Genomic DNA, 12,022 nt, shown 5'->3' on the forward strand with positions numbered 1-12,022 from the left:
TGAACTGAACATGAGCAGCTTCTTTCTTCTGAAAAATCGTGCATTCCGGCTTCTCTCAATCGCTGTAATTTTTATGTTTTTATATGTGGGATGCCGTTCCAGCCAGCCCGTTATTGAACCTCAGGAAGAGACGGTTCCTGCCGATACCTTACAAACTATTTCAACTCAAACGATACCGGATCATTCCCTTGAAGCCAATCGCGAAATGCGGGCGGTTTGGGTGGCAACGGTTGCCAATATCGACTGGCCTTCAGAGCCCGGCCTGCCTGTGGAAAAGCAAAAAGAAGAAATGATTGACATCCTGAACCGGGCTGCCGCTCTGAATTTCAATGCCATTATTTTGCAGGTCCGGCCTGCGGCTGATGCACTCTACGAATCTCCTTACGAACCGTGGTCGTATTACCTCACCGGCAAAATGGGCAAGCCTCCGCTGCCTGGTTATGATCCTCTGGAATTTGCCGTTGCCGAGGCCCATAAACGCGGAATGGAACTGCATGCGTGGTTCAATCCCTACCGCGCCGGTCACCCGGCCGACAAGTCGGAGATCTCACCCAATCACGTCAGTAAAATTCATCCCGACTGGGTTCATGAATACGGTGATTATCTATGGCTCGACCCCGGAATTCCGGAAGTTCGTCAGCACACAAAGAATGTTATTTTGGATGTGGTACAGCGGTACGATGTCGACGGTGTGCACTTCGACGATTACTTTTATCCTTATCCGTCGTACGCAGGAGGAGCCGATTTCCCAGACGATGACAGTTGGAAAAAAGCTGTAGAAAATGGTACGACTCTTTCCCGTGATGACTGGCGCAGAAGCAACGTGGATTCGCTGATGAAAGAACTCTCTGAAGAGATCGGGCAAATCAAATCTCATGTAAAATTTGGAATCAGCCCGTTTGGGATCTGGCGGCCCGGATATCCCGAACAAACATCCGGTTTCGACGCCTATTCTGAACTCTATGCAGATGCCCGGCTCTGGCTGAAAATGGGCTGGGTGGATTATTTCACACCTCAAATTTATTACCGGATCAACCAGGTCGCTCAACCGTTTCCTGTGATGCTGGATTGGTGGGTAGAACAAAATGATTATGACCGGCATGTCTGGCCCGGTTTGTTTACCAGCCGACTCCGATCGGAATCTTCCGGGTGGACATCCAACGAAATTACAGGTCAGGTCTACACAGCCCGCGGCTTTCCTGATGTAACGGGTGCCGTCCATTTCAGTATGAAAACTTTTATGGAGAACCCTAACCACTTCAACCAGATTCTGGCAGCAGGTCCGCATGCATATCCGTCGCTGGTTCCGGCCTCCCCCTGGTTGGAAAACAAAAAACCGGGAATCCCAACGGTTACCTATCATGATTATAACTCCTATTGGTCACTCAACTTGCACCCCAATGATGGAGATGATGTTCAATGGTGGGTTGTGCGTACGAAGTTTAATAGCAGGTGGGAAATAGAATATTATCCCGCCAGGCATCGCGAACTGGTATTTTTTGGAGGAGAAGGGATGAAGCGTCCTTCAGAAATTGTGGTGTCTGCAGTAAATCGTGTAGGAGTGGAAGGGGAGCGGACCCGGTCCATTCCCACGAATGATCTTCAATCAGATAAAAAAGAATTCATTCATCCTCCTCAAAAGCTGATTAAGCGGGAGAATTGGGCCAAGACTAATCCCTTGGGTTATGACGCCAATGCCATTCGAAGAAATCTCTTGAAAGGTGACACCCTGCAATTCCGTGATTTCTCTCTGATTTTCACTGAAATGATTGAATCCATGCCATATCCGCGTCACTTGTTTGGAAGAGTCAACAGGAGTGAAGAACCCAAGGATAGTATCGAAATCACAAAAACGTTGACCGTTGAACTTTTTCGCAATGGGGTTTCGGAAGAAATATCTCTTGAGGCTGGAGAAGCCTTGAATTGGTATGGATATCATATTGGGCTAATTGACGCAAATTTCGATAGCGGAATGGCACAGTTTGAAGTGGCTACGGTGAATTCACTTCCTGTTGACCGTGCATCGGCGTTAAGTACAGGATCGGCCGAGTACCGGCTTCGGGTTCCGCATACTATCCAGAAAATCACCCTTCACCATTCCGGAAGTGCTGAACCTCTCAAACCGGGCGATGATCCTAAAGCCATATTGAACGGCCTCTTTGATTGGGGAGCGAAAGACAGAAACTGGTGGGATGTACCCTATCACTATCTCATCGATCTGGACGGAAATATTTATGAAGGCCGAAATGCCAATTATGCCGGAGAAACAAATACAACGTACGATCCGCGAGGACACCTGTTGATCAGCATCATGGGCAATTACAACCAGCAGGAACCAACCCAGGCACAGCTCGATGCCATCGCAGAAATGATGGCTTACGCTATTCAGAAATACGATTTATCAGTGGAGGATATTTATGCACACGGAGACTGGGCCGATACCTCCTGCCCCGGAACTCACCTTCAAAAATATTTGGATGACGGAACGATTCAGAAAATGGTGAGGGAGAAACTGAATAAATGAAATCAGTGAGATCTGTTGTTATCAAATAGCTGGTCGATGGAACTTTTCAGGTGAGAGTAGGTGATCGGTTTACCCAGGTAATCATGGTAGCCAATCTGCATAGCTTTTTCCTTATTTCGTGGATCCGTATTCCCCGTGATATAGATGACGGGAATATCTTTTTCCTGCTGAATTTCACGATAAGCCTCAATTCCGTCAATATCATCCTGTAGCATAATATCCATCAGGATTAAATCGTAAGGTTCATTTTTTGCCTTTTCAATAGCTGTAGCTCCCTTTGTGGCAGTACCGAAATGCTCAAATCCCATTTTTTTAAGCATATGCTCTAACATTAGCTGCAGAACCAGCTCATCCTCTACTATCAAAATCTTGTAGTCCGACTTCATATCTTTCTTAAAGAGTTACTTCTGTAGCCAACAAATCCAAAAAATGGATAAGAAACTGATACCCTGATACTCAAACGGCTCTGCATATCAGCATTACATATAATATATGATCTTACCCCTAAAAAATTTAGAAAAAATTAATGTTTCGTTAAGTATATACTACTGATAACAGACTTATGCAATAGTTCGATGAAGGAAATTTATAAATTGCTTCTACTCATTGCCCCCCATATGGTTGTAAGGTTTGAATTTCCGTGAATTATTTAATTATTTCAATCTCTATTTGGAGTTTTTTAAACAATTTTTCGCCTGACGAACTCATAATTAATTCTTTTAGAGTTAAGATTAAATATAAAAAGGGCACTTGGAGTAAGTGCCCTTCATTATTTTTTTATAAAAAAAACTTCGAGTTAGTAACCTGGATTTTGTTGAAGCATTGGAGTTCCACCCGTAGCACTAAGGTCTATCTGGCGCTGAGGAATGGGGAAATACTCATTCTTATTGGAAGTAAAATGCCCTTCATTAAGATATGAAGCCGGGAAAAAGGCCCCTTCATAATCCATGAAATCGTTGATTTCATCTTCAGCTATACCCCATCGAATCAGGTCGAAATATCGATGGCCTTCGAGCGCGAGTTCCAGTTTTCTTTCGAAACGAACAATTTCTCTGGCGTGCTCTTTGCTTCCCAGATCCGAGTATAAAGCTATATCATAGTTAGGCTCGGTGTATTCATTCCAACTGCTGATACTGCTGGCAGATCCTCCAAGAAAAACAAATGTACTGCCACGATCTTCTCTTACAACCCATGGTCCGGCGGTTGGTGTCAACGCGAGCATTTCAGCTTCGCTGCTTACAACTTCATAGGCATAGGCCTTATTCAAGTCGTTATTCACCCAACTGCTTTCGTCGGCAGCACGTTCTCGAACACGGTTGATGTATTGGCGAGCTTGTTCAAGACTTCCAACTTCAATCTCAACCTCGGCAGCCATCAGCAATACATCGGCAAACCGAATGATTGGGATGTTGTAGGATGTTCCCGGTGCCCACTGACTTGGGTTGTTAACAACAGCATCGGCGTCTAAAAAAAGAAAAAATAATATAACTACCCTAAAACTTAGGGGTCGTTATTTTACAAAAAATCACTTTATCATTAATTAGTGAATGTAATGAATGGAATGATGAGGAGTGTTACTGACAACACCGTTATCATCAGTAACAGTCAGTCTTATCTCTCTCCAATAGACATCGGATGACCAAGTATAACTAATCGTCTGTGTTTCACCAGCATTTGCCCAATTTGACCATCCTCCTCCTCCCATAGTTGAATATCGACTCTCCCAATGGTATTCATAAGGAGATGACCCTATTATATTTGCGGTAAAGTATGCTACACCTTGAAATCGACTTAATTCAACCGGCCCTGAGATTGTCACCCATGGAATGAGATTAAAAGTTCTAACTTGTGACCAGCTACTTGTGCCCTCAGAATTTTTTGCTCTAACACGCCATGAGTAAGTTCTTCCAGTTTCTAAATTCAATGAAGAAAGCAAATAATGTGTATTGGGGGTGGAGGAAGTATGATTGTATGAACCGCTATAAATGTTTATATCATAAGTTGGGGTGGGGTTCCCATCCGATTCCTCCCAAACAAGGCGGCTAGATGACATATAGGATACGTTCTGACCATTTAATGGTGATGAAAGAACTGGAGCAGATACGGCAGGAGTAACTGTAAAAGACCTAACTTGTGACCACCCACTTTCATCTTCAGAATTTTTTGCTCTAACACGCCATGAGTAAGTTCTTCCAATTTCTAAATTCAATGAAGAAAGCGAATAGTGGGTTTTGGAGGTGGAGGAAGTATGATTATATGAACCACTATAAATGTTTATATCATAAGTTGGGGTGGGGTTCCCATCCGACTCCTGCCAAACAAGGCGGCTAGATGACGTATAAGGAACATTCTGACCATTTGATGGTGATGAAAGCACAGGTACAGAAGGTGAAAATAAATTCTCAGTTCTCTTAATTTTTATCTTGTATAATTCAACAACATCTGCACCTTTTGTATAATCATCTACCTTGAATGTAGTCGATATATTTGGTTCTTTCGAATCTTTTGAAAGGACAGTATCGCCAGCGGTAATATGATAGTTCCATTGAGTTTTACTAGTCCATTCAGTACTGAAAGTAGCAGTTCTAAATGAAACGCTTTTTTGGTGATAACTTGCTGAATAAAAAGCGTCTGATCCTGGCCCAGCACTATAGATTAAATCCCTTTCTTTAGTTTGATGATGTTCACAAATTTCATACACTAAATCAGCTATTTTTAGATTGTTCTTGTCTTTTAATGTTCCAATAACAACATTTTCACAATTATCGCTTAGTTGTAATTCAGAACTATCTGAGTGACCTTCATCAACTAGAAATTCTTCACCCTCACTTTGAATTGATAAAGTAGAAGTGGGCGAATTATTGCATGAATATAAAATACTGCCAAAGACGATAATTGTTAAAATCTTCCAAAAAAAACGTCCATTTAAATTTAATTCTTTAAGTGTTTTCATTCTTTTGTACTTTGGTTAGTTGTTCTGATGAATATCGGGGAGTAGTATCAGATTGGTGATTGAATATTTATAGATCTTAGAAAAGCTATAAACTATTTTTCTAATCATCTCTCTCAAATCATGAACTCTCTCCATAGCAATTTTAAGTAGCCCAGAGCTGAATTCCCTAACTACTCTTTCTCTTTTCATAAGATGCTCAAAACCAGCTTAATTAAACTGAAATCCAAGAGATTTGACTAAAAAAGCACCTAAAACTACTTGTTATAGATTATGTTATTATTTATAAAAATCTTTTCAAGTAGGGGGAAACCTTAGGGTGCGATGGGGATAAATATTAAAACCAGGATGTCTTTTTTTTAATCTCTTGATACTATTGGAGATATAATTTTCAATCGAAATGGAAAGATTTTTCTTTTCTTGTTAAGCAATCTCTGACTATAAAAAGAACAAGAAAACCGGCCTCTACAAGCTTTCTTAAGGATATTCAGACAGATCAAATATTTTCTAAAATAAATTTCCCGCTTTTCAAATCGAAGCTGATTGATTAAGCTGAATCACAGTCAATCCTCTTAATTTTGGAAGTACCTCTTTTGTTATGATGAAGCTATTAAATTCATCCAAAAGTGACATTGTATTTCCTGTTTGGCAACACATCTGGGATTTTAAAAATTGTTTCTAATCCTGTAAATCAATCCTGCCTCAGAAAATACAATGTCGGTCTCTCTTAATCGCGGAGCAGTTTACAGATAGCTTCCGTATACGTCTGGGTTGAACCTTGTCCGCCTACATCCGGTGTGCACTCGTCTTTGTGATCCTGCAAAACGGTATAAACCGCCGATCTTATTTTCTCAGCCAGCCGATATTCATCCAGGTATTCAAGCATCATCAAAGCAGAAAAAAGGAGCGCTGTGGGGTTGGCCTTACCCTGCCCGGCTATATCAGGTGCAGAACCGTGAACCGCTTCAAACATAGCGGCATCATCTCCGATGTTGGCAGCACCCGTTACACCGAGTCCGCCCACGAGGCCAGAGGCCAAATCAGATAAAATATCCCCGAAAAGATTCGTAGTAACAATTACATCAAACCGTTGTGGATTGAGAACCATTTGCATGGCCATATTGTCCACAATCAAATCTTCAAAAACAATATCCGGGTACTTTTCGGATACTTCTTTACCGATTTGAAGAAAAAGGCCGGTGGTCAGTTTCAAAATATTGGCTTTATGAACCAGCGTTACTTTTTTGCGGTTATTTTTTTGAGCGTATTCAAATGCCGCAGTAATAATTTTCTTACTGGCATCGCGCGTAACTACGGCAATACTTTCGGCATGCTCTTCATCATCCACCCAATGCTCTTTGCCGATATACAATCCCTGCGTATTCTCCCTGAAAAGTACCAGGTCTACCGAACGAAACGGACTCTCTATATTTGGCAGGGAATGAGCAGGCCGAATATTACTGTAAAGATTAAATTTTTGCCGAAGCGCCACATTAATGGATCTGAACCCTGCACCAACCGGAGTTGTGAGCGGACCTTTCAATGCAATTCTGTGTTCTTGCATCGCCTCAATGGTCTCATCCGGAAGGGGATTGCCCGTTTTTTTATACGTGGCTTCGCCGGCTTCGCATTCAATCCAATTGATTTGTGCACCCGCAGCTTCAAGAATATCGGTTACCGCTTTTGTGATTTCAGTTCCAATTCCGTCTCCCGGAATTCTTACAATATTATACATAGTCTGCTTTTAATGGATTAATTTTTTTCTGAAGATAAAGAATCTATATCTACGAAACAGAACATACAGCAAGCAATTGCAGTTTCATGAGGGATGAGCTTTGAACAGACCAAAATGAAGTAAGAGATGCTGATTGATCGAAAGGCATTCGCATATCGAAGGTTTATAACTTCTACATTCGCTGTTTTTTCTTCCCGGTTCGATATTCGTTAAAGGTACTTTTATTAAAACCCGAAAATCGTTATATCTGTCTGAACCTGACTCTCGACTTTCAAACCTTTTTTATGAAACGACTTCGCAGCGACATTCCCAGGGCCTCTAAAAAAGAGATCTTTGGATGGGCAATGTTCGATTTTGCCAACTCTACCTACACACTGCTGATTATCACCGTTATTTTTCCGGTAATTTTTACCACGGTTATCGTTGGTGATGCTCAGCAGGATTATCGCCTTGGAAACCTTCTTTGGAGCGTGGCGCTTGCAGTCAGTTATTTTCTGGTAGTTCTCACCGGGCCTGTTTTCGGAGCTATTATGGACTATTCGGCCCTAAAGAAAAAATTCCTTTTTTACAGCTATGCTCTTACTGTGATCAGTACTTGCTTCCTCTATTTTGTGGAACCGGGTCTTGTGGTTCTTGGAGTAATTTTACTTGTTATTTCAAATTTTGCCTACGCTATTGGAGAGAATTTTATCGCGGCTTTTTTACCCAGTCTTGGGCCACCGCAAGATCTGGGAAAAATTTCCGGTTTTGGATGGGCTTTAGGATACGTAGGCGGATTGGTTGCCGCTGGTTTTGTGATTTATTTCCTGGGCGAACCCACTGCCGAAAACTTCGAACGAATCCGATGGGTGGGCCCATTCACAGCTCTTTTTTTTATGATTACTGCCATTCCAACATTTGTTTGGGTGAAAGAACCCGGAGCCCGCAAGGAACTACCGCCCGGCGAAACATTCTTTTCCGTAGGGTTTAAGCGTTTGGGCGAAACCTTTCGGATGATTGGTAAATTCAAGGATTTGGCCGTTTATCTTGTTTCTGTTTTCTTTGCAATGGCCGGCGTCTATATCGTTGTATCATTTGCATTTATTTACGGCGACCAAGTCGTCAACTGGGATGAAACCGTTCGGGTTCTGATGTTTGTTGTGGTTCAAATAACCGCAGCTATCGGGGCGTATGCATTTGGAATTATCCAGGACAAAATCGGTGCAAAGCTAACTTATAATATCACACTGGTTCTCTGGTTTTTGGGAGTCCTTGGAATTTGGGCCGTTACGGATGTCACAGCCTGGCTCAACCAGACATTCGGGGCAGATTTTGAAGCGCAATACGTCTTCCTCTGGATCGGGGTTATTGCGGGAATCAGCCTTGGATCCAGCCAATCTGCAAGCCGGGCCCTGGTTGGTATCTTCACTCCCGAACAAAAATCAGCCGAGTTTTTTGGATTTTGGGGATTATCAAACAAAATTGCAGGCGTGTTCGGAATCATCGGGCTTGGATTACTTCAAGCCGAGTTTGGCCTTCATATGTCCGTCTTGTTCTGTGCCTTTCTCTTTCTGCTGGCAATTGTGATTTGTTTGTTTGTAAACGAAAAAAGAGGCGAGCTTGCGGCGGACGATTTCCAAGAACAGCAAAACGGCTTTTTTTGATTAGAATTGATGTTTTTGATGTTCAGTCTTCATCATTTCCAATAAATTTCACAAAAGTAAAAAGTCCTCATTATTATTAAGATACGTTCTTTATCAAAAATAAAAACAGTAACTTAACACGTATTGACAAGAATTTTTTCTTTCTGGTTTTGAGGGATTTGAAAATCAGAAAAAGCCGCGTAAAAATTTCAGTGAAAGATAAGTGCATTTAATTGCCAGATTCTTAACTTAGTGCACTAAAAATATGTTAACGGGATCTGAGGATTCATAACATTGTGAGTGATGAGAAAAAGACCATCACCGTGACAACCCTAACAATAATGGAGATTTCAATGAGTAGAATAGATGAAGTGAAAAGCCTGATGGCAGAACTTGAAGAAGATCTTAGCAAGTTTTATGATAAAGGAAATAAAGCTGCCGGTACCCGTGCAAGAAAATCATTGCAGGATTTGAAAAAACTGGCACAAGATATTCGGGTAGAAATTCAGGATATCAAGAATAAGGGATAACTGCTTTTAGGTTTTCTACTAAAAAGCCGTTCCGAACTGCCGGAATGGCTTTTTTTGTTTGTAGATGCCGAATAAATTTTAGCTGGAAAAATGAGTAAACAGAAATTACAGTTTGGCAGAAAAACGGCTATTTTTTAGAGTCTATATATTTGTTTAAACACACTTGGAATGAACGAACCTCCTTTTCATAAACTAACGCCAAGATCTATTCGGGTATGGCAATGGAGTAATTCAATTCGGTCGCTGTTTTTATTTATTATCCCCATTGTTTATGCCATTGTAATCGGTTGGGATGGTTTTCATCGCTGGATTGTAATTTCTATTTCCATACTTGCATTTGCCTACTGGCTGCTCTCCATGTTTTTGATGCCCTATCTTTCCTGGAAAAACTGGAGATATGCTATTGATGAAAATGAAATTGACCTGAAGCATGGTGTTATTTTCAAAACACGGACTTTGATTCCGCTTAGCCGCGTACAACATGTGGATACCAGGCAAGGACCGCTTCTTGGTTATTACGAATTGGCGAGTGTTACTATTTCCACGGCTGCAACCACGCATGTAATTCCGGCCCTGGATTCTGTTCTGGCTGACCGTGTTCGCCATCAAATTTCAACATACGCCAGGCTTGCCGAAGAAGATGTCTGAATTTCAACGCCAACATCCCGTCGCTGCTCTAAGCCGGGCTTTCGGCCTGATACGGGGAAATCTCGTAACCATTATTGTCTTCCTCGTGTTTGGAGCGCAGTCTGATAGTTTTTCATTCTGGTGGTGGACGGTCGGCGGTTTTGCCTTTCTGCTCATTGCCGGTTTAGCCAATTGGTGGCGGTTCCTGTACAAGGTGGAAGACGGCCTTATTCATATCAAAAGTGGTATTTTTGTTCGGAAAAATCTTTACCTGACAAATGACCGAATCCAGGTCATTGATATTACTGCAGGCGTTATCCAACGGATTTTTGGTTTGGTTCGGCTTGATATCCAGACGGCTGCTGCAAGTTCGAGAGCGGCAGCTATTGAAGCCATCACAAGAGAAAAAGCTGAAACAATCAACCGGCTCCTCAGACGAGGAAAGGCAGAATCGTCTGAAGAAGATGAACAGGGAATTGGTGAAAAACCTGAATCAGAGATCAAAAAAACCATCAGCCTGCCCAATAAAGAGTTGTTGATAGCGGCTTCCACTTCGGGAAGTTTTGGTATTGCGCTTTCCGTCATCGGCACGGTCTTTTCTCAGGTTGAGCCGATCCTTAGTGAATCCCATTTTTATGAATATCTCTATGATCACCTGCCGTCTCAAAGTGACACAACCTTTTACATCGCGTTGGTTATTGGCTTTATAATTTTAGCTTGGCTGCTCTCCTTTTTTGGAACACTTTTCAACTATGGCAACTTCACTCTTGATGTAAAGGAAAAAGAGATTGTGATTTCCCGCGGGGTATTCGAGAAGAAACGAATTACCGTTCCATTTAATCGAATTCAGGCCATTCATATTTCCGAAGGAATTATCCGGCAGCCGCTTGGCTATGCATCCATTCATCTGGAAAGTGCCGGCTATGGCGATGATAAAGGAACGGGATCCATCCAGTTTTTTCCGCTTATCCACCGGAAAAGAATTCTGCCGTTGCTAAATGATGTTCTGCCGGAGTATCAAAAAGAATTAAATGCGCTCAAACCACCTTCCCGATCTCTCAGGCGATATATTTTTCGCTCTACCGTGCTGGTAGCTCTCGTTACCGGGGCAGCGTGGTGGTGGCTGAGTTTAAATCTCGCTATCTGGATTTTGCCATTGCTCGCAATTTTTTGGGGCTGGCTGAAATATAACGACACAGCTCTCGGTTGGGGTGATGATATGATTATTCTCAGAAGCAGAAATCTCGCCAAATCAACAGCCTATATTAAAAAGAAACGCGTGCAGGATGTGTCCGTCAGCCAAAGCCCGTTCCAGAGTTACAGGAATTTATGTACCGTTCAGATTTATGTAGCGTCGGGAGACCGTGGAAAATCATTTAGCGTCCGGGATCTGCAACTGGAAGACGGCCTCTCCATTATGCAACAAATAAAAATTGAAGGAAGTAATACAACGATTGGACAAGAGCTTGAACCGGCGTTGGATCGTCCAATTGTTCAGCTTCCCGGCTGGGCGTAGCAGGCTTCAGGTTACAAGTTACAGGTATCAAGGTTCAGGCAATAGAATTTTCCAATCATTAGCTTATTACTTCTTCAATTATTTTCCCTCTCAACTTTCTGACTGAATCTGTATAACATCCTTCCAAGCTTATTTAACCCTGCTGAAATGGAATCAAATGTATGCTTATGATGAAGCGAACCGGTTTCAAAAAAGGTTTCTAAATGATCTCTGGTTTCATCTACCGATGGAATGAGCATATGTCAAAAATCGCAAATAATCATTTCGATATTTTCTTCTTCCGTAACCTTCTACAATGTTAGCGGGAATTGATTTGGAAGATCGGCGGATTTGACTTCCGCACTCATACAATTCAAATGAAGGTACCTTTAACGACATTCTGTGAACATCAATTGAAATTTTTCGTGCCAACTGCCAGACTTTCAGTTTTTTATAACTCATAAGAAAACCGTCTTTTACATGTATGAACCAAAAACTGTTCATACCTTACAGTTTTCAATCAATTATAGGATGATCCT

Annotated in this window: 10 protein-coding genes; 5 read left to right on the forward strand and 5 right to left on the reverse strand. The window is 41.9% G+C overall.

Annotation, left to right across the window (positions count from 1 at the left end; all coding sequences use genetic code 11):
- Positions 1 to 10: 10 nt before the first annotated feature.
- The gene (locus L0B18_RS01410) at positions 11 to 2,524 is read left to right on the forward strand and encodes a family 10 glycosylhydrolase (RefSeq protein ID WP_234567332.1); all 2,514 of its coding nucleotides are present in this window, start codon (positions 11 to 13) and stop codon (positions 2,522 to 2,524) included.
- A 2-nt stretch (positions 2,525 to 2,526) separates the two neighbouring features.
- Here the strand turns inward: L0B18_RS01410 and L0B18_RS01415 are convergent, their stop codons facing one another.
- The 4 genes from L0B18_RS01415 to L0B18_RS01430 form a co-directional block, all read right to left on the reverse strand.
- On the reverse strand, positions 2,527 to 2,910 hold the full coding sequence (locus L0B18_RS01415; protein WP_234567333.1) for a response regulator: 384 nt from the start codon (positions 2,908 to 2,910) through the stop codon (positions 2,527 to 2,529).
- Between the two features lie 410 nt (positions 2,911 to 3,320).
- Positions 3,321 to 4,010 (reverse strand): RagB/SusD family nutrient uptake outer membrane protein, encoded by a 690-nt coding sequence (locus L0B18_RS01420; RefSeq protein WP_370647517.1) that lies wholly within the window; start codon positions 4,008 to 4,010, stop codon positions 3,321 to 3,323.
- Between the two features lie 54 nt (positions 4,011 to 4,064).
- The gene (locus L0B18_RS01425) at positions 4,065 to 5,477 is read right to left on the reverse strand and encodes a hypothetical protein (protein WP_234567335.1); all 1,413 of its coding nucleotides are present in this window, start codon (positions 5,475 to 5,477) and stop codon (positions 4,065 to 4,067) included.
- A gap of 724 nt (positions 5,478 to 6,201) precedes the next feature.
- Positions 6,202 to 7,209 carry an isocitrate/isopropylmalate dehydrogenase family protein gene (locus L0B18_RS01430; RefSeq protein ID WP_234567337.1) on the reverse strand — a complete coding sequence of 336 codons (1,008 nt, stop codon included), beginning with the start codon at positions 7,207 to 7,209 and terminating at the stop codon, positions 6,202 to 6,204.
- Between the two features lie 284 nt (positions 7,210 to 7,493).
- On the opposite strand from L0B18_RS01430, the gene L0B18_RS01435 reads away from it, so the two are divergent.
- The 4 genes from L0B18_RS01435 (at position 7,494) to L0B18_RS01450 (ending at position 11,504) form a co-directional block, all read left to right on the forward strand.
- On the forward strand, positions 7,494 to 8,852 hold the full coding sequence (locus tag L0B18_RS01435; RefSeq protein WP_234567338.1) for an MFS transporter: 1,359 nt from the start codon (positions 7,494 to 7,496) through the stop codon (positions 8,850 to 8,852).
- Between the two features lie 332 nt (positions 8,853 to 9,184).
- Positions 9,185 to 9,361, forward strand: coding sequence for a histone H1 (locus L0B18_RS01440; RefSeq protein ID WP_234567340.1), 177 nt, complete (start codon positions 9,185 to 9,187; stop codon positions 9,359 to 9,361).
- A 168-nt stretch (positions 9,362 to 9,529) separates the two neighbouring features.
- Positions 9,530 to 10,009 carry a PH domain-containing protein gene (locus L0B18_RS01445; RefSeq protein WP_234567342.1) on the forward strand — a complete coding sequence of 160 codons (480 nt, stop codon included), beginning with the start codon at positions 9,530 to 9,532 and terminating at the stop codon, positions 10,007 to 10,009.
- Positions 10,002 to 11,504 carry a PH domain-containing protein gene (locus L0B18_RS01450; RefSeq protein ID WP_234567344.1) on the forward strand — a complete coding sequence of 501 codons (1,503 nt, stop codon included), beginning with the start codon at positions 10,002 to 10,004 and terminating at the stop codon, positions 11,502 to 11,504. The genes L0B18_RS01445 and L0B18_RS01450 overlap by 8 nt, the downstream gene beginning before the upstream one ends.
- Positions 11,505 to 11,720: 216 nt before the next feature.
- On the opposite strand, the gene L0B18_RS19785 is transcribed toward L0B18_RS01450, so the two are convergent.
- Entirely contained in the window at positions 11,721 to 11,987 is a 267-nt protein-coding gene (locus L0B18_RS19785) for a four helix bundle protein (protein WP_370647466.1), read from the reverse strand.
- Positions 11,988 to 12,022 lie beyond the last annotated feature (35 nt).

The sequence above is a fragment of the Rhodohalobacter sp. 614A genome (genome assembly GCF_021462415.1).
Classification (GTDB): domain Bacteria; phylum Bacteroidota; class Rhodothermia; order Balneolales; family Balneolaceae; genus Rhodohalobacter.